The following is a 17,659-nucleotide window of genomic DNA, read 5'->3' as shown; positions in this document are numbered from 1 at the left end:
TTACTCTAGCTTAGAGGCGGAGCGTTTTACAGGCTCACCATTGATAAAGGCAACAGCCTGAGAAAGCATAAAGTCATCTGCGCTGCCAAGTTCGACAGGCTTCTTAGACTTTTCTTTTTCTTTCTCCTCTGGAGTCTTCTTGGCATTTTTTTCTTCAATGCGCTGAAGCTCTTCTAGGCGACGTTTTTCACGATCAGCAACTAGCTTTTCTTCCGACGATTGTTTATTGCGCAAATGCTTCTCACTATCGATTTCACGGGTGATCAATACATCATCAGGATCGCCATCTTTATTTTGATCAACCGCGATATCAGGTTTGATACCATAAGCTTGAATCGATTTGCCGCTCGGCGTGTAGTAATAAGCCGTAGTGATTTTCAATGCGGAATCATTAGTAAGCGGACGGACTGTTTGGACAGAGCCTTTACCAAAAGTGGTTTTTCCGATAATGGTTGCGCGCTTGTAATCTTGTAATGCACCAGCAACAATTTCAGAGGCAGAGGCAGAGTAGGCATTTACCAAAACTACCATCGGTAATTTTTTATACATCGCTGGTACGCTAGCTAAAGGATCACCAGGCTCGCTGAGGCGATACATCGCTGGTGTTGCATTGAACACTTGCTTGGAGTCAGCGGTCTGACCTTTGGTAGAGACGATCACAGCATCTGCTGGCAAAAAGGCAGCAGCAACTCCAACAGCACCTTGTAGCAAGCCTCCGCCATTGTTTCTGAGATCAAGAATGATGCCCTTCATTTTTGGGTCTTGAGTTGCAAGCTCAGCTAATTTCTTAGCCAGATCAGGAACAGTTCGTTCTTGAAAGCTAGTTACTCTGACCCAAGCAATGTCGTTATCCAAAATTTTGGCTTTGACGGATTGCACTTTAATTTCAGCGCGAGTAATCGTCACCGGAAAGCTACGCTCTTCACTTTTGCGGAAGACGGTTAATGTAATTTTTGTGCCTGGTGTACCGCGCATCGTGCGTACTGCTTTATCCAGCGACATGCCGCGAACTGGTTTGTCATCTAGGCGCGTAATCAGGTCGCCAGCTTGTAAGCCAGCGCGCGCAGCAGGACTATCTTCAATCGGATTAAGCACTTTGACAACACCATCTTCTGAAGTGATTTCAATGCCCAAGCCAGCGAACTTGCCGCTAGTTTGTTCCTGCATTTCAGAGAAGTCTTTTTTATCAAGATAAGTGGAGTGAGGATCAAGACTGCTCACCATACCCTTAACAGCATCAGTGAGTAACTGTTTATCTTCAATCGGCTCAACATATTCACGTTTAATTTGAGCAAACACATTGGATAGTGTTCGTAGCTCATCTAAGGGTAGTGTTGCTCCCTGCTGTGCAGTAGCGGACAGTTGGATGGTGGCTGCAACCCCGGCGATGAGGCCAACAGATACGAGGGCAAAGTTCTTGAAAAATACGCGCATGCTTTTGTTTTACCTTAATCCAAATAAAAATGCTGAATAGGCTTGAGGTTGTCATCGAGCTCATATACGAGCGGGATGCCATTAGGAACGTTAATTTCCATAATGTCTTCGTCAGAAACCTGGTCAAGATACTTAATTAAAGAGCGAATGCTATTACCGTGCGCTACTAGCAGTACTCGCTTGCCTGCTTTGAGGGCGGGGGCGATAGATTCATTCCAGAGTGGTAATACACGCTCGACGTTATCTTTAAGGCACTCACCTAAAGGAATATCAGAAGCACTCAGTTTTTCGTAACGTCGATCATTTTGGGGATTACGCTCATCATCTTTTTCTAAGAGGGGTGGACGTATATCGTAGGAGCGACGCCAAATATGAACTTGGGCATCTCCATACTGTTGGGCAGTTTCAGCCTTATTCAGGCCGGTGAGGGCGCCGTAGTGACGCTCGTTCAATCTCCAGCTATGAACTACGGGCAGCCACATCAGGTCCATGGTGTCTTGAACGTGCCACAGCGTGCGGATGGCTCTTCTGAGAACTGAGGTGTAGGCCACATCGAACTCATAGCCTGCTTTGCGCAGGTTTTCACCTGCAGCTAGGGCTTGTTCAGTACCTTTTGGGGTTAAGTCAACGTCCGCCCAGCCAGTGAAGCGGTTTTCAAGGTTCCAGGCGGATTCGCCATGACGAATAAGGACAAGTTGTTTCATAGAGCCATTCTATAATCCGGTGATGAACTTTCTCACGCAAATTGATAATTTAGCGCTTATCGCCCTCCTGCTTGTTTCGGGCGCAGCACTCTTCCTTCCCACATTATCTACGCTTATTAGCGGAAAAGGCTTATCGCCTACAGAAGCCACTATTTGGATGAATCGCCGTAAAGCGGCCGTTTTGGATTTGCGTCCAGAATCGGACTTTAAGGCCGGCCATCTGCCTGGAGCAAAACATATTTTGGCTGAGCAAATCCCATCTGGAATTGATAAGCTCAAGCTAGATCGCAAAAACCCCATCATTTTGGTGTGCCAATCTGGTAATAGTGCTCGCAAGATCGTTCCAGATTTGAAGAAACTGGGATTCGCTGAAGTTGCTGTCTTAGATGGCGGCGTTCAAGGTTGGCAGGCTGCGGCCCTGCCGCTGGTCAAATAATTCAGAGAGTCTCAGATATGCCAACAGTCATGATGTATAGCACCCAAGTTTGTCCTTATTGCGTTATGGCAGAGAAGCTATTGCAAAAGAAGGGCGTTGCAAATTTAGAGAAGATCCTGATTGATCGCGATCCTGCGCAGCGCGAGATCATGATGACTCGTACAGGCCGCCGTACCGTACCGCAAATTTATATTGGTGAAACTCATGTTGGTGGTTATGACGATCTAGTTGCTCTAGACCGTGCCGGCAAACTTGATCCACTATTAGCTTAAAAATTTACTCAGAAAGTTTTCCATGACTGAACAAACTACTCCCTCTCCAGACGCAGCAGACAATTCAAAAGAGCCTGGTTTTCGTATTCAACGGATCTATCTCAAGGACCTGTCTTTAGAGCAGCCAAACGCACCACAAATTTTATTAGTTGCGGCTGAGCCTCAAGTAGAGGTTGAAGTCGATGTAGCAGTCACTCGCTTGAGCGATGAAATTTTTGAGGTTGCCTTGATTGGGACCGTAACTGCTAAAGTTGAAAGCAAAGTACTCTTTTTGGTTGAAGCAAAGCAAGCGGGTATTTTTGAATTTAGCAATATTCCCGCAGAGCAAATTGACCCAATGCTGGGTATTGCCTGCCCAACGATTTTGTATCCTTACTTGCGCTCGAATATTGCTGACACCATCAGTCGCGCTGGCTTCCAGCCAATTCATTTGAATGAGATCAATTTCCACGGTATGTACGAGCATCGTCTCATGCAGGCTGCCCAGGGTGCGGCAACGGAAAAGAGCTCGGCCGATGAAAGCAAAATCATTCTTCCTCACTAAGCTCAATTAGTTAAAGCCCACAGATCATGAAAGTGACGCTGCTTGGAGCTGGATCGTGGGGCACAGCTATGGCCGCACAAGCTGCGCGCCATCTTCAGTCGGGCGATGTTTGTCTGTGGTCACGCAGTGCTGAGCAGTTAGAGGGTATTCAGAAGTCGGGCGAAAACACAAGCTATTTGCCTGGGATCATCTTGCCTAAGGGCTTGCAATTAGAAGTGAGTTTTGAGCGGGCTATTGAACGCCTTTCTGAAAGCGATCTGTTGGTGATTGCAACTCCGATGTCAGGTTTGTCAGAAACGGTAGCGCAGGTATTGCGCATTGCAAAACATCCACTCAATATTGTTTGGTTATGTAAGGGCTTAGAGCCCAGCACCACCTTATTGCCACACCAAGTAGTAGAGCGTGAAGATCAGCTGTATAGCCATGGCCTACATCATTCTTATGGCGCTCTATCGGGACCAAGTTTTGCGCAAGAGGTTGGCAATGAAATGCCATGCGCATTAACTGTCGCTAGCAAATCCAATGCCTTATGTGACATCGTTCAAGGCGCTTTCCATCACGGTAATATGCGCATTTATGCCAGTGATGATTTGGTTGGTGTTGAACTGGGCGGGGCGATTAAAAACGTCCTAGCAATTGCTGCTGGTATTGGTGATGGCTTGGGTCTTGGCTTAAATGCACGTGCTGCAGTATTAACTCGCGGCCTTGCAGAAATGATGCGCTTAGTAAAAGCTGCCGGGGGTAGACCTGAGACCTGTATGGGATTAACTGGCGTAGGTGATTTGATTCTGACTGCAACTGGCGATCTCTCACGCAATCGTCGTGTTGGTTTAGCGCTTGCCGCAGGAAAACCTTTAACTGAAATTTTGGGTACTTTAGGGCACGTTGCTGAAGGTGTCTTGTGCGCCTCTGCGGTTGGTAATCTGGCAACTCGTTTGGGTGTTGAAATGCCCATTACTGCCATGATGGGTGAGGTCTTATCTGGAAAACTCTCACCACAGGAAGCCGTTAAAAAACTAATGGGGCGCGATCCTAAAGTCGAAGTGTAGGTTTTCTAACTTCCGCCAAGCAATCCGTTTTGGCGCCAAGCTTCAAAAACCACAATCGCTACCGTATTCGAAAGATTCAAGCTGCGACTGCCATCTTGCATCGCTAAGCGCATTTGGTTGGGCGCTGGAATAGAGCTTCTTACTTCTTCTGTGAAGCCTTTGGTTTCTGAGCCAAAAACAAAATAATCTTCAGGTAAATATTTACCATCATGAAATTTTCCAGATCCCTTAGTGGTCAGCGCAAAAATACGCTCAGGCTGAGGTTGCTCATCAATCAGAAATTGTGCCCAATTTTTGTGAACCTTTACCTTGGCGAACTCGTGATAATCCAAGCCTGCTCTGCGAAGTTTGGCATCCTCCATCGGAAAACCGAGTGGCTCAATTAAGTGTAACTTAGCGCCCGTATTTGCACACAGGCGAATAATGTTGCCCGTATTAGGTGGAATTTCTGGTTCGAATAAAACAATATTAAACATGGGTTGATCTTTATATTCACTTCATGAGCTTGGGTACAGCGTTCGCAGCAGAACCCAATTGATAACACGAGATACGCCATTGTCCTTCAATACGCGGGCTATTTCATTTAAGGTCGCCCCGCTAGTCATGACATCATCAAACACAATTACTGAGGCAGACTCTAAGCAGTCCTGATATTGAGGGTTGATGTAGAACATGCCTTGAATAGCGATTTGACGATTGGCGCGGTTTTCCTGAGCCTGATGCTGGACATGGTGATGGCGCCTCAAGATGTGCGGGTTTTTATGAATATGCTTGTCACAATCAATGCGCCTAGCTAATTCCCAGCTTTGATTAAAGCCGCGGGCGCACAGTTTTTCTGAACTGAGTGGCACTGGTAGCAAATAGTTTGCTTGTGAATTCATTAGACTTCCACTCATCATTTGATTCCATGCCGATGCTAGCCCATGCCCGCAAGCAAGTCGTCGCTGATATTTCAATTGATGCAATGCGGATTGCAGTCTGCCATCGTAGCGATCAAGACAGTGGGTCTCATCAAAGTCGGGTGGATTGGTTGAGCATGCTCGGCAACGTTTTTCTTTTAGCTCATCCACTACTAAAGTAAGGCCGCATTGCTGACAGCATTCGTAATTTAATAACTGCTCTGATTCCAATAGGAGGGAGCAATCAATACAGAGAGTATGTTGCTGAAATGCCCCGCAAACAATACATGCGCTAGGCAACAGGTGAGAAAAAATTGTCTGGAAAATATTCTCTATTGGATGCATGGGCCGCTGAGTATACTGAGCCAATGACCCAATCAATCAGATGGCTTCAGGATGAAATTGCAGACCGCATGTTGCAAAAATTGGACATTGTGAAGCTAGAGGTAAAGGACGTCCTGTTGATTCCAGATTTCCCTGGAGCGCATGCCCCTTTTCTGACAAAACGTTTTCCTGGAATTCGTTTTCACAGTGCACCAGAATGTGAGCTTTCTAGTTTTAGTTTATTCAAGCTGAGGATGGCTCGTTTTTGGAACTCAAGAATGAAGTCCGCATCCTTGGTTTCTCTTGATGATTACAAAAAAACAGGCCGCATTAATCTTCCCAATAATTCTGTTGATTTGGTAGTGAGCGTTCTCTTGATTCAGGATTTGGCTGACCCCAAGCATTTCCTGCAGGAGTGCTGGCGAGTGCTCAAAGAAGGGGGATTACTAACCTTGAGTTACTTGGGTCCCGATACAGCGAAGGAGCTCAACTCCGAACTCCTAGCGCAGCAACTGCCACTTCAGAAGTTGGCTAGCCCTTGGGATATGCACGATATGGGAGATGCTCTCCTGGGAGAGCGTTTTTCTGATCCGGTGATGGATATGGAGTTCTTGGGCTTGGATTACGAGTCTGACGCGGTTCTCTTGTCTGATGCTCGAGCTCTAAATTTGCTTGTTCCTGGTGATCAACATTGCGCTCAATTGACTCCATTGCCCAAAAAACTCACTTTAGAGGTGGTTTATGGGCATGCTTGGGCTTTAGGGAAGCACCTTGCTAGGGCCCAAGATCATGTCGCCTATATTGATCCAAATCAAATCGGACGCAAGACTAGGAGTGATTCTGCTTAAGTGTGAGTGCTTACTATCTTTTAAACCATTGCCAAGATTGAAGCAAGCATGGTTTACCCCGTTTGTTCTGGAACTCAATTAACCCTATAATCAGCGCTGGAAGTATTGGCTTGATACCGCTTTTTTGGACCATCTGGAGCAGTATTGCTACAGAAGTTCACGACAATAAACAGAGAATAAGATGAATTTATTTGGAAAAGTCACTAGGGCTTCGCTCTATTTAGTAGCAGCCTTTGGCACTGCATTTGCACAAGCGGCTGAAAATATGCCAGGCGGCCCAGCTGTCATGCAGTTAAATTTCACTGCCCCGGCAACCAAAATCATGCAAGAAATCCATTGGTTGCATTGGATGATGTTGATCATTTGCGCAGTGATTTTTGTGGGCGTTTTTGGGGTGATGTTTTATTCCATCCTTAAGCATCGCAAATCCTTAGGCGCCAAATCTGCCTCCTTCCATGAAAGCACCACTGTTGAGATTATCTGGACAGTTATCCCATTGTTAATTGTTATCGGCATGGCTTTGCCAGCAACAAAAACTGTTGTTGCGATGAAAGACACTACCAATTCTGATATCACTATTAAGACCACTGGTTACCAGTGGAAATGGGGATATGACTACATTAAAGGCGAGGGTGAGGGCATCAGCTTCTTATCCACCCTGTCTACATCACGTGAAGCCATCAATAACTTAGCCCCTAAATCAAATACGTATTTGATGGAAGTGGATAACGAGATGGTTGTACCGGTCGGTAAAAAAATTCGCATGATTACTACCGCTAATGACGTGATCCACTCTTGGACTATTCCTGCATTTGGCGTTAAGCAAGATGCGATCCCTGGTTTTGTGCGTGATGCTTGGTTCCGCGCTGACAAAATCGGCACTTTCCGCGGGCAGTGTTCAGAGTTGTGTGGTGCCGAACATGCCTTTATGCCTATCGTAGTCAAAGTAGTTTCGCAAGAGGACTATACAAAGTGGGTAGAAGAGAAGAAAAAAGAAATGGGCGCGGCCTCTGATGATCCTACTAAGGTTTATACCTTGGACGAACAAAAAGAGCGTGGTGCTAAAGTTTATGCGGCCAATTGCGCAGCATGTCATCAGCCTAACGGCAAGGGAGCAGGCGCTTTCCCGGCGTTGGATGGCAGCAAAGTAGTTAATGGACCAAAAGCCGGTCAGTACAACATTCTCATCAATGGCAAAGGTGCAATGCCGAAGTGGGCTGGTGTGATTTCTGATGGCGACATTGCTGCAGTTATGACATATACCCGCAATGCTTGGGGCAATAAAACGGGTGAAGTGATTCAGACCCAAGATATTGTTTCTGCGCGCGCTGGCAAGTAATTCATTTATTAATACAGATCAAACTAAACCGGAGTAATCCATGAGCACAGTCTCTACTACCCACGATCACGCACACGACCATGCGCATGATGATCACACGCCACATGGCTGGCGTCGTTGGTTGTTCGCAACCAACCATAAAGACATCGGCACGATGTACCTTATCTTTTCATTCATCAGTCTGTTGGCTGGTGGTGTGATGGCTTTGGGCATTCGCTTGGAATTGTTCCAGCCAGGTTTGCAATTCTTCCGCCCTGAATTCTTTAACCAGTTAACTACCATGCACGGTTTGGTAATGGTGTTCGGTGCGATCATGCCGGCCTTCGTCGGATTTGCGAACTGGATGATTCCTTTGCAAATCGGCGCATCGGATATGGCCTTTGCCCGTATGAATAACTTTAGCTTCTGGATTCTTCCAGTAGCGGCTTGCTTGCTGTTTGGATCATTTTTAGCTCCTGGTGGTGCACCTGCTGGCGGTTGGACTTTGTATGCTCCATTGACCTCACAAATGGGCCCAGGCTTAGATATGGGTATTTTTGCACTCCACTTATTGGGTGCTTCTTCCATCATGGGCTCGATTAATATCATCGTGACCATCTTGAACATGCGCGCTCCTGGCTTGACCTTGATGAAGATGCCAATGTTCTGCTGGACTTGGTTGATCACAGCTTATTTGTTGATCGCGGTAATGCCTGTATTGGCTGGCGCAATCACCATGGTTCTCACAGACCGTCATTTCGGCACTTCTTTCTTCTCCGCAGTTGGCGGTGGCGACCCAATTATGTTCCAGCATATTTTCTGGTTCTTTGGTCACCCAGAGGTGTACATCATGATTCTTCCAGCATTTGGAATCGTTAGTGAAATCATCCCTGCTTTTTCTAGAAAAACATTGTTTGGCTATAGCTCAATGGTTTATGCGACTGCATCGATTGCGATCTTGTCATTCATCGTTTGGGCTCACCACATGTTTGCAACAGGTATGCCGGTAACTGGTCAACTGTTCTTCATGTACGCCACTATGTTGATCGCGGTTCCAACGGGTGTGAAAATTTTCAACTGGGTAGCAACTATGTGGAAGGGTTCGATGACATTCGAAACTCCAATGTTGTGGGCAGTTGGCTTTATTTTCGTGTTCACCATGGGTGGTTTCACAGGATTGATCTTGGCGATGGCGCCAATTGATATTGGTGTGCAAGATACCTACTACGTTGTTGCTCACTTCCACTATGTGTTGGTAGCGGGCTCATTGTTTGCGATGTTTGCTGGCTTCTATTACTGGTGTCCTAAGTGGACTGGCTACATGGCCAATGAAACTCGCGGCAAGATCCATTTCTGGACTTCCATGATTTTCTTTAACATCACCTTCTTCCCAATGCACTTCTTGGGCTTAGCTGGTATGCCACGTCGTTACGCTGATTACCCAACTCAGTTCGCTGACTTCAATATGGTTGCTTCTATTGGCGCGCTTGGTTTTGGCTTATCCCAGGTTTATTTCTTGCTCTTCGTTGTTTTGCCAGCTTACAACGGCAAAGGTGAAAAAGCGCCAATGAAGCCATGGGATGGCGCTAAAGGTTTGGAGTGGACTGTGCCTTCACCAGCACCGCACCACACATTTGAAACCCCTCCTAACGCTGCAGAGTTAAATGCCGCAGGAATCTAAAGTAGCTACACAAAAATCCCAATCTGCCAGCAATCGCAGATTGGGTTTTATCCTTTTAAGCGTTGCCATTATTTTCTTTATTGGCATCGTAATTAAGCGGAGCGTACTGGGTTAAGGCCCTTCGCATCATCATGTCCGCTATTGCCTCTATAAACCGCCAAATCTTGCTGAAACTCCTGATTGCTTCTGTCATGATGTTTGGTTTTGGTTACGCATTAGTGCCGATGTATAAGGCCTTGTGTGAAGTGACTGGTATTAATGTGGTCACTAGCAAGAATGACTATGGCATCCGAGCTTATAGCGCCAATAAAGTCGGCAATACTCAGGTTGATTATTCCCGTAAGGTGACTATCGAATTTGACTCCAATAGTCGCGGCCCTTTTACGTTTCGTCCAGTGAAGAACTTTCTAGAAGTGCATCCAGGCGAAATGACAGAGATTGTCTACGAGGTGACCAATAATTTGAATCGCCCCGTTGAAGCTCAAGCGATTCCAAGTTATGCGCCTAAAAGCGCCATGGAGTTTTTTACTAAATTAGAATGTTTTTGTTTTCAGCAACAAACCTTGGCGGCTCATGAAATGAAGAAGATGCCGGTAGTGTTTGTGATTGATGCGGGCTTGCCTGCTGATGTGAAAACAATCACTTTGTCTTACACCTTCTTTGAGTTGGGTGTTGGCCAGCAACCGGCAGGCTCTACAACCCCTAAATCGAAATCGGTGTCATGAGCAAGAAAAGTACCTTTATGCAATCCATGATCGCTGTATTGTGGGCTTTTTTGGGTGTGCGTAAAAAATCAGGATTGCAGGAAGATGTTGCTTCATTAAGTTTTGTCCACATTATTATTGCGGGAGTAGTTGGTGCCTTGATTTTTATGGGCGTACTCCTCTTGATAGTTAAAGCAGTTGTGTCCCATTGATTATTTTTTGATTGAATAGAGAGAATAAGATGTCATCCAATTCAACCCCTTACTATTTCGTTCCTGGACTATCCAGTCATCCAGCTGCAGCGGCTCTGGGTTTACTCGCTTTTGCCGCCGGTATGTCTGGCTGGGTAAACCATGCAGCTTGGGGCGGTCCCGTAACTGCTTTAGGCGTTCTCTGGGTTTTATTTGTTCTCTACAACTGGTTTGGGGACACTATTGCCGAGTCTAATGCAGGCAAAAACGGCTTGAACGTTGACATTTCTTATCGCTGGTCGATGGCTTGGTTCATCTTCTCGGAGATCATGTTCTTCGGCGCCTTCTTTGCGGCATTGTTTTACGCGCGCAATATTGCGATGCCTTGGATGGGTGATGTGGAGAGCAAATTACTTTGGCCTAACTTCACAGCGGTTTGGCCAAATGATGGCCCTGCAGGTTTGGTAGAGAAATTTACGACCATGGGTCCATGGCCAATTCCGACCATCAATACTTTATTGCTCTTGAGTTCAGGTGTCACTGTTACTTATGCCCACCACGCGCTTCGTGAAAATCACATGAAGCAAGCGATCATGGGCTTGGCGGCAACGGTTGGCTTAGGCTTTGTATTCTTATGCTTCCAAGGCTACGAGTATTACCACGCTTACCATGCACTGAACTTGAAGTTAACTTCAGGTGTTTATGGCTCAACATTCTTTATGTTGACTGGCTTCCACGGCTTCCACGTATTCCTCGGTGGCTTGATGCTAGCGATTGTGTTGCGCCGTATGATCCGCGGTGACTTTACAGCTGAAAATCACTTTGCATTTGAGGGTGCGGCTTGGTACTGGCACTTCGTTGACGTAGTCTGGCTAGGTCTCTACATCGCTGTTTACTGGATGTAAGGAAATAAAAAATCGGGGCGTTAAGCCCCGATTTGTTTTGGAGTGCTGCTGAATATTGCTTAGTTTGTACCCACCCGAACTCCGGTAGCTTCAATGTAGCCAAAGTAGTGGGCAATCAAGATACCCAGAAACAGAATTATTGAAAGTCCAATACGCAGCATGAGAGACTGAACCATTCTTGAGCTACCGCCTTTATCTTTCATCATGAAGTAGAGAGCAGATCCTAAGCTTCCTACAATCATGAGTAGTGCAACTGGAATAATCCATTTCATCTCAAAATACTCCTGTGAATATGTTTTCTAGCTTGATTACTAGTCGTATTGTCGCTACTTTATCAGCCCTACTGGTGGTTTTGGTGGGCTGTGGAGCAGGCGTTTGGCAATTAAATCGGGCGGATCAAAAAATTAGTCTGGGTGAATCCCTGGCTGCCAAATTGCAATTGCCCGTATTAAATGCCAATGCCGATAGTTTGACCTTAGAGCAGGCTCTGGAGCGCCGTATCGTTGCCCGTGGCCGCTTCATTCAACAAGAGGCAATCTGGCTGGATAATCGTCCTCGCCCCATTCCAGAGGGTGGTGCTGGCAGTGCTGGGCAATCCGGCTTTTACCTGATGATGCCTCTGAAATTGGATGGCCAGGAGTCTGTACTTTGGGTTAATCGGGGTTGGGCTCCCCGCAATAACGAAAACCGTATTGAACTTCCCCCAGTGAAGACTGCTGATGCAGAAGTGACTATTGAGGGGGTTGCCTTTGCTCACCCAGGAAGGGTTTATGAGTTGGGTCAAAAGGGTGATACGAAAGCCATCCCTAGAATTGAGCAGAATTTTGATTTGGCGCTTGAGGCTCAAAGTCATGGTTGGCAGCAATTGCCGTTCATCGTTCGAGAATCGAATTCAGATAAAAATGACGGTTTAGTAAGAAATTGGCCCTCCCCAACAAATGGAGTCGATCGCCATTATGCTTATGCCTTCCAGTGGTTTGCATTGGCATTGGCTGGATTTTTATTTTGGCTCATTAATGGGCTCATGAAATATCGGCGAGAGCTTGCTGTGAATGGAGATAGAGTGTGAGTGATAAAGAATTATTGATCCCAGCTTCGCAAATGGATTCCGCAGCGATTAATGCGCAGACTCGCCGTGGCCGTTTGCAGATGCTTTTTTTATTGCTTGCGTGCGCAGCACCCGTAATCGGCTCTTATTTGGCCTATTACGTCTTTAAACCTGAGGGCGGTAAAACTAATTTCGGAACCTTAGTTCAGCCTGTGCAAGAGGTGAATCCTGCTTGGTTTGATATTCCCTTTAATGGTAAGTGGACTTTACTGGTTGCTAGACCTGCTGGTGAATGCACTATTAAAAATGAATCCTGCCTTGAGGCTTTATTTTTAATGCGTCAGTTGCGCATTGCTGTTGGGCGTGAGAGTAGTCGCGTGCAGTTGGTATGGGTCAATACCGATGGCAAGCCGGTAGATCCAGAAGTATTGTTAGCCTACGATCAGAAGACGGCCGGTTTTCAGATTCTGAGTTTGCCTACCGATCCAAAGTTGAAAGCCGAGTTTGATGCTTGGCTTAATCGCGATGGTACTGGTCAGAAAATTCAGCTGATTGATCCAAGCCCAGCCAAGATGATGGTTTTTCCAGTGACCAACTCACCTAAAGAGTTTGGCAGTATCAAGAAAGATCTTGAGAAGCTACTACGTCTCAATCGTAAAGGCGAGAATTTGCAATGAGTAGTTTGTTATTGCTTGCAGAGTTAGCTGCAATCGCAATTGTCTTTGCTGGCCTACCTTTGGCTTACCTCTGGAGTAGGCCTGGCTATAGCTTTTTCCAAAAACTGAATTGGGTTTTGGTCTTCATGACTTTCGACTTGATTGTCTTTGGCGCCTTTACCCGTTTAACGGACTCTGGTTTAGGTTGCCCTGATTGGCCTGGTTGCTACGGTACATCGAACCCATGGCATGCGATTGGTGAAATTCAGCTAGCTGAAGCCAATATGCCCACTGGCCCAGTGACGGTTATCAAGGCTTGGATTGAAATGATTCATCGTTATTTAGCAATGACAGTCGGCGCATTAATTTTGATTCAAGTGGGCCTCGCATTCAGTAAAGTAAAGAGCTTAGGTAAGAAGCCTTTGTTGGGTAGTCTCGGCTTATTGGTTTTGGTTTGTACTCAGGGAGCGTTTGGCGCTTGGACAGTAACACTCAAATTGCAACCTATCATTGTGACCATCCACTTAATGCTTGCTTTGGCTTTGCTGGCTTGTCTGACAGCTTATGCGCAGCAAGAGTGGGAAGAAAAATATTCCTCTATTCTGCGCTTTCAAACGAAACCCCTTTCCGCGAAGTTACTCCTGCTTGCTTCAGTGGCTTTATTCACCCAAATCTTTTTGGGTGCATGGGTGAGTACGAATTACGCTGTATTAGCTTGCCCCGATTTTCCAACTTGCATGGGATCATTTCTACCAGAAACGGCTTGGCAAGAGGGCTTTACTCTATGGCGCGGCCTAGGTCTAAATGCTCAAGGCGAATCGATTTCCCCTATAGCCTTACAAACAATTCATTGGGCGCATCGCTTATTTGCGGTGATTGCTATAGCAGCCTTAGGCCTCTTGGGAATCAGCGCTCTCCAGTTGAGTAATTCCACATTGTCAGGAATGGGTAGGATGGCTAGGTTATTGTTAGGTTTATTAATTCTTCAAGCGCTGACAGGTATTTCCAATGTGGTCTTCCAGTGGCCACTCTTTGCCGCTTTAATGCATACAGCTGGTTCTGCTGCATTAGTGTTCTGTTTGGTTCGTCTGGCTCAATGGTCTTCTTGGAGCGCTCCCATTCATCTTAAGATAGTTAAATCATTATGAGTAGCCCTACTTCTTCTGCTCCTGTAGCTATGCCGCGTTGGCGTCAATATTGGGTTCTCACTAAGCCCCGCGTCACTCAGCTAGCAGTTTTCTGCGCAGTGATTGGTATGTTCTTGGCTACCCCTGGCATGGTTCCTTATCCCGTTCTGATTGGTGGCATTGTTGGTATTTGGTTGTTGGCGGGCGCTGCCTTTGCAATGAATTGTTTGATTGAGCAAGCCGTTGATGCCAAGATGAAACGTACTGCTTGGCGGCCTTCCGCGACTGGTGAAGTGACGCCTTTTCACATTACTATTTTTTCGATTGTTCTCGGTAGTTTGGGAATGGTCATCTTATGGAACTTCTGTAATCCATTGACTATGTGGCTCACCGTAGCAACTTTTGTGGGTTACGCTGTGATTTACACCTGGTTGCTCAAGCCAGCGACACCACAAAATATTGTGATTGGCGGTCTTTCTGGCGCCATGCCACCGGCCTTAGGTTGGGCAGCAGTCACCAATGGCTTATCTGCAGAGGCTTGGCTCTTAGTGCTGATCATTTTTGTTTGGACCCCTCCACATTTTTGGGCTCTGGCGCTTTATCGTCGCGATGACTATGTGCAAAGTGGTTTGCCAATGCTACCGGTCACTCATGGTGAGCGATTTACGTTACTGAATATCTTGTTGTATACCTTAATTTTGATTGCTGCGACTTTGCTTCCCTATATCTATGGCATGAGTGGCATAGTGTATTTAATCTCTGCCATGATTTTAGGTTTAATGTTCCTCGCCTATGTGATTGCTTTGTTTGTTTCTTATAGCGATGCGCTGGCGAAAAAGACTTTCCGTTTTTCGATTACGTATTTATCTCTGCTGTTTGCAGCGCTATTAATCGATCATTATTTCATTTGAGATGAATATGAATTTATCAACATTTTCCATTCGCATTGCGCACATCTTTATGTTGTCGCTGATTGGTTTGGCTTTGGTGGCTTGTAGCCCCAAGCAGAGCTTTAAGAATGTGGATATTACTGGCAGCAAGGCATTTGGCACTGACTTTAGTTTACTGGATCCAGATGGGAAAGTAAGAACGCTAGCTGACTTTAAAGGCAAAGCGGTTGTGATGTTCTTTGGCTATACACAGTGCCCTGATATTTGCCCTACAACCCTGACGGAGATGCAGCAGGTGATGACCTTACTGGGCCCTCAGGCCGATAAAGTGCAAGTGCTGTTTGTGACAGTAGATCCTGAGCGAGATAGTGCAAGCATCTTGAAGCAGTATGTTCCTGCATTCGATGCACGTTTTTTGGGTTTACGTCCAGCTGATGAAGCAGCATTAGAAAAAGTGACCAAGGACTTTAAGATTTATTACAAGAAAGTACCTGGCACGAGTCCAGGTTCATACACCATGGATCACACAGCAGGAAGCTATGCCTTCGATCCTGAGGGACGTTTACGCCTTTATATCAAGCATGCGCAAGGTCCTGAGACCTTGGCGCAAGACTTGAAAGAACTACTGAAGTAAAGCCGTAGTGAAAAGCGAGGCGACTTAAGCAGCTTCAGCTTGTAAGAGGCCGCGCATCTTTTTGAGAGCAGCAGTCTCAATTTGGCGAACTCGCTCTGCAGAGATGCCGTATTCACTTGCGAGATCATGCAATGTTTTTGTACCATTGCCTTCCGCATCCATTGCCAGCCAACGCGATTGCACAATGTTGCGACTACGCTCATCTAAAGCCATGAGCGCTTGATCTAGTTGAGGACCATGTAATGCATCAGTCGCAGCGGCAGCCATCATTTCAGTAGGCTCTTGACTGTTATCAGCTAGCCATTGAATCGGTGCATAGGCGGACTCATCGTCATTATCGTCACCTTCTAAGGCAACGTCGCCACCAGCAAGACGCATTTCCATTTCTTTAACGTCAGAACCTTTTACATCCAGTGCCTTTGCTAATGCCTCAACCTCATTTGGTGTCAGGGCAGCTAGGGTGGGCTTGTTGCTACGCAAATTAAAGAACAACTTGCGTTGTGCTTTAGTTGTCGCAACTTTGACTAAACGCCAATTCTTGAGAATGTACTCATGAATCTCCGCCTTAATCCAGTGGATTGCATAAGAGACTAAGCGTGCGCCTTGGTTTGGGTCGTAGCGTTTAACGGCTTTCATTAAGCCAATATTGCCTTCTTGAATTAAGTCGGCATGTGGAATGCCATAACCTAGGTACTGACGAGCCACAGACACCACTAAGCGGAGGTGCGAGAGAACCAAAGTTTTCGCAGCATCCACATTTTCAGTGCGACGAAATTCTTGCGCGAGGTGAAGTTCCTCGGCAGCGCTGAGCATGGGTACGCGATTGACGTACGAGATATAAGAGTCGAGCGTGCCAACCCCAAGGGAAGGCAGCATCGGAAAGGCAAGCGAAGCCGCAGCAGTCTGCGCTGCTGGCAATGTTTGCCTTGCTTGCGATTGCGGTTTGTATGCTTTCTTTTGAACCATTTTCTTTTTATATATTTTAGGTATTAACAAGCTTACATTTTAGCACTCTTGTCAAGAGAGTGCTAATGGTTTTTTATTACTATAAGTATCTGATTTAATTGAATAATTCAGAGGAGTACTGGGTAGCCGTGAAGGGGGCTAAATCATCAATTCCCTCTCCTTTACCTAGTGCTAAAACAGCTGGTTTTGTGGGGTCATTAAGAGTGTGGGCGAGTGCGCAAATCACCCCGCCTTTAGCGGTGCCATCTAATTTAGTCACGATTAAGGCAGAAAGCCCTAAAGCGGCATGAAAGGCTTTTACTTGGCTTAAACCGTTTTGACCAGTATTCCCATCAAGAACTAGCAAAGTCTGGTGAGGCGCCCCAGGAAGGGCCTTCCCGATCACTCTTTTGACCTTCTTTAACTCTTCCATAAGGTGGTCTTGAGTAGCCAGTCTTCCGGCTGTATCAATAATCAAAATATCGCTCTTACGAGAAATCGCCGCATGAATGGCATCGTGGGCAACTGCTGCCGCATCTCCGCTCTCTTGCATGATGACATCGACCTGATTGCGACCGCCCCATTCAAGCAGCTGGTTGCGAGCTGCTGCTCGGAAGGTATCGCCAGCTGCTAGTAAGACGGACTTACCTTGCGACTGAAAGAGTTTGCAGAGCTTACCTATTGTGGTGGTCTTGCCCGCGCCATTGACACCAATCACTAGCCATACCTCTGGCATGGTCTTTTGCTCATGCACATATAAGGGATTGGGGACGGGCTCCAAAGGCTTTAATAGGCTTGCCACTTCTTGGATGAGTAGTTGCTTAAGATCTTCTGGGCTATTCGCTTTTTCTGATTTAGCGGCTTTACGAAGTTTGTTAATCAGTTGTTCGGTCGTAGGCAGACCCACATCGCTCAGAATGAGAGATTCTTCTAGGGCATCAAACCAGGCTTCATCAGTCTGATTAGATTTGAATAGGGATCCGAGGGTTTTACGTAGGCCGAACATAATCGATACAATTTAATCCTTGCATCTTATCAATTTAATTCTTG

23 protein-coding genes are annotated in these 17,659 nt (G+C 46.2%); 16 read left to right on the top strand and 7 right to left on the bottom strand.

Annotation, left to right across the window (positions count from 1 at the left end; genetic code table 11):
* Positions 1–1,434, bottom strand: coding sequence for a S41 family peptidase (locus ICN42_RS01485; protein ID WP_216249858.1), 1,434 nt, complete (start codon positions 1,432–1,434; stop codon positions 1–3).
* Between the two features lie 14 nt (positions 1,435–1,448).
* Positions 1,449–2,138, bottom strand: coding sequence for a 2,3-diphosphoglycerate-dependent phosphoglycerate mutase (gene gpmA / locus ICN42_RS01480; protein WP_216249853.1), 690 nt, complete (start codon positions 2,136–2,138; stop codon positions 1,449–1,451).
* A gap of 22 nt (positions 2,139–2,160) precedes the next feature.
* Between gpmA and ICN42_RS01475 the strand changes: the two genes are divergently transcribed.
* The 4 genes from ICN42_RS01475 to ICN42_RS01460 are packed head-to-tail and all read left to right on the top strand — an operon-like array spanning position 2,161 to position 4,439.
* The gene (locus ICN42_RS01475) at positions 2,161–2,574 is read left to right on the top strand and encodes a rhodanese-like domain-containing protein (RefSeq protein ID WP_216249849.1); all 414 of its coding nucleotides are present in this window, start codon (positions 2,161–2,163) and stop codon (positions 2,572–2,574) included.
* Positions 2,575–2,591: 17 nt separating this feature from the next.
* The gene (gene grxC, locus ICN42_RS01470; protein ID WP_216249846.1) at positions 2,592–2,846 is read left to right on the top strand and encodes a glutaredoxin 3; all 255 of its coding nucleotides are present in this window, start codon (positions 2,592–2,594) and stop codon (positions 2,844–2,846) included.
* A 22-nt stretch (positions 2,847–2,868) separates the two neighbouring features.
* Complete coding sequence (secB, locus tag ICN42_RS01465) at positions 2,869–3,390, top strand: protein-export chaperone SecB (protein WP_216249843.1); 522 nt, start codon at positions 2,869–2,871, stop codon at positions 3,388–3,390.
* Between the two features lie 26 nt (positions 3,391–3,416).
* Positions 3,417–4,439 (top strand): NAD(P)H-dependent glycerol-3-phosphate dehydrogenase, encoded by a 1,023-nt coding sequence (locus tag ICN42_RS01460; protein WP_216249840.1) that lies wholly within the window; start codon positions 3,417–3,419, stop codon positions 4,437–4,439.
* 5 nt (positions 4,440–4,444) lie between these two features.
* Here the strand turns inward: ICN42_RS01460 and trmL are convergent, their stop codons facing one another.
* Both trmL and ICN42_RS01450 read right to left on the bottom strand, forming a co-directional pair.
* The gene (gene trmL / locus ICN42_RS01455; protein ID WP_216249837.1) at positions 4,445–4,915 is read right to left on the bottom strand and encodes a tRNA (uridine(34)/cytosine(34)/5-carboxymethylaminomethyluridine(34)-2'-O)-methyltransferase TrmL; all 471 of its coding nucleotides are present in this window, start codon (positions 4,913–4,915) and stop codon (positions 4,445–4,447) included.
* A gap of 21 nt (positions 4,916–4,936) precedes the next feature.
* Entirely contained in the window at positions 4,937–5,683 is a 747-nt protein-coding gene (locus ICN42_RS01450) for a ComF family protein (protein ID WP_216249834.1), read from the bottom strand.
* 23 nt (positions 5,684–5,706) lie between these two features.
* Between ICN42_RS01450 and ICN42_RS01445 the strand changes: the two genes are divergently transcribed.
* From ICN42_RS01445 to ICN42_RS01415, 7 genes are all read left to right on the top strand, one after another.
* On the top strand, positions 5,707–6,510 hold the full coding sequence (locus ICN42_RS01445; protein WP_255539199.1) for a methyltransferase domain-containing protein: 804 nt from the start codon (positions 5,707–5,709) through the stop codon (positions 6,508–6,510).
* Between the two features lie 181 nt (positions 6,511–6,691).
* Positions 6,692–7,849: a cytochrome c oxidase subunit II gene (gene coxB / locus ICN42_RS01440; RefSeq protein ID WP_216249828.1), complete on the top strand. Its 1,158-nt coding sequence runs from the start codon at positions 6,692–6,694 to the stop codon at positions 7,847–7,849.
* A 40-nt stretch (positions 7,850–7,889) separates the two neighbouring features.
* Entirely contained in the window at positions 7,890–9,509 is a 1,620-nt protein-coding gene (ctaD, locus tag ICN42_RS01435; protein ID WP_216249825.1) for a cytochrome c oxidase subunit I, read from the top strand.
* Positions 9,493–9,624: a cytochrome oxidase small assembly protein gene (locus tag ICN42_RS01430; protein ID WP_216249820.1), complete on the top strand. Its 132-nt coding sequence runs from the start codon at positions 9,493–9,495 to the stop codon at positions 9,622–9,624. The genes ctaD and ICN42_RS01430 overlap by 17 nt, the downstream gene beginning before the upstream one ends.
* A gap of 16 nt (positions 9,625–9,640) precedes the next feature.
* Entirely contained in the window at positions 9,641–10,234 is a 594-nt protein-coding gene (locus tag ICN42_RS01425; protein ID WP_216178605.1) for a cytochrome c oxidase assembly protein, read from the top strand.
* Positions 10,231–10,425 (top strand): DUF2970 domain-containing protein, encoded by a 195-nt coding sequence (locus ICN42_RS01420; protein WP_216249817.1) that lies wholly within the window; start codon positions 10,231–10,233, stop codon positions 10,423–10,425. Before ICN42_RS01425 ends, ICN42_RS01420 begins: the two co-directional genes overlap by 4 nt.
* A 29-nt stretch (positions 10,426–10,454) precedes the next feature.
* Positions 10,455–11,309: a cytochrome c oxidase subunit 3 gene (locus ICN42_RS01415; protein ID WP_216249814.1), complete on the top strand. Its 855-nt coding sequence runs from the start codon at positions 10,455–10,457 to the stop codon at positions 11,307–11,309.
* Positions 11,310–11,368: 59 nt separating this feature from the next.
* Here the strand turns inward: ICN42_RS01415 and ICN42_RS01410 are convergent, their stop codons facing one another.
* A complete protein-coding gene (locus ICN42_RS01410; RefSeq protein ID WP_216249812.1) occupies positions 11,369–11,581 on the bottom strand; it encodes a twin transmembrane helix small protein in 213 nt (70 codons plus the stop codon).
* Between the two features lie 20 nt (positions 11,582–11,601).
* Here ICN42_RS01410 and ICN42_RS01405 point away from each other — a divergent pair, with 20 nt between their 5' ends.
* From ICN42_RS01405 to ICN42_RS01385, 5 genes are read left to right on the top strand one after another with little or no spacing between them, the layout of a single operon-like run.
* Positions 11,602–12,378 (top strand): SURF1 family protein, encoded by a 777-nt coding sequence (locus ICN42_RS01405; protein WP_216249808.1) that lies wholly within the window; start codon positions 11,602–11,604, stop codon positions 12,376–12,378.
* Positions 12,375–13,034: a hypothetical protein gene (locus tag ICN42_RS01400; protein WP_216249803.1), complete on the top strand. Its 660-nt coding sequence runs from the start codon at positions 12,375–12,377 to the stop codon at positions 13,032–13,034. The genes ICN42_RS01405 and ICN42_RS01400 overlap by 4 nt, the downstream gene beginning before the upstream one ends.
* Positions 13,031–14,161, top strand: coding sequence for a heme A synthase (locus ICN42_RS01395; RefSeq protein ID WP_216249800.1), 1,131 nt, complete (start codon positions 13,031–13,033; stop codon positions 14,159–14,161). The genes ICN42_RS01400 and ICN42_RS01395 overlap by 4 nt, the downstream gene beginning before the upstream one ends.
* Positions 14,158–15,051: a heme o synthase gene (gene cyoE, locus ICN42_RS01390; RefSeq protein ID WP_216249798.1), complete on the top strand. Its 894-nt coding sequence runs from the start codon at positions 14,158–14,160 to the stop codon at positions 15,049–15,051. The genes ICN42_RS01395 and cyoE overlap by 4 nt, the downstream gene beginning before the upstream one ends.
* Before the next feature lie 49 nt (positions 15,052–15,100).
* Entirely contained in the window at positions 15,101–15,664 is a 564-nt protein-coding gene (locus tag ICN42_RS01385) for an SCO family protein (RefSeq protein ID WP_370626011.1), read from the top strand.
* A 24-nt stretch (positions 15,665–15,688) separates the two neighbouring features.
* On the opposite strand, the gene rpoH is transcribed toward ICN42_RS01385, so the two are convergent.
* Positions 15,689–16,630 carry an RNA polymerase sigma factor RpoH gene (rpoH, locus tag ICN42_RS01380; RefSeq protein ID WP_216249792.1) on the bottom strand — a complete coding sequence of 314 codons (942 nt, stop codon included), beginning with the start codon at positions 16,628–16,630 and terminating at the stop codon, positions 15,689–15,691.
* A gap of 94 nt (positions 16,631–16,724) precedes the next feature.
* The gene (ftsY, locus tag ICN42_RS01375) at positions 16,725–17,615 is read right to left on the bottom strand and encodes a signal recognition particle-docking protein FtsY (protein ID WP_216249789.1); all 891 of its coding nucleotides are present in this window, start codon (positions 17,613–17,615) and stop codon (positions 16,725–16,727) included.
* Between the last annotated feature and the right edge of the window lie 44 nt (positions 17,616–17,659).

Origin of the sequence: Polynucleobacter sp. 71A-WALBACH, from assembly GCF_018882365.1 — a bacterium.
Classification (GTDB): Bacteria; Pseudomonadota; Gammaproteobacteria; order Burkholderiales; family Burkholderiaceae; genus Polynucleobacter.
The sequence above is the reverse complement of the archived record's forward strand: the minus strand, read 5'-3'. Positions and strand labels throughout refer to the sequence as shown.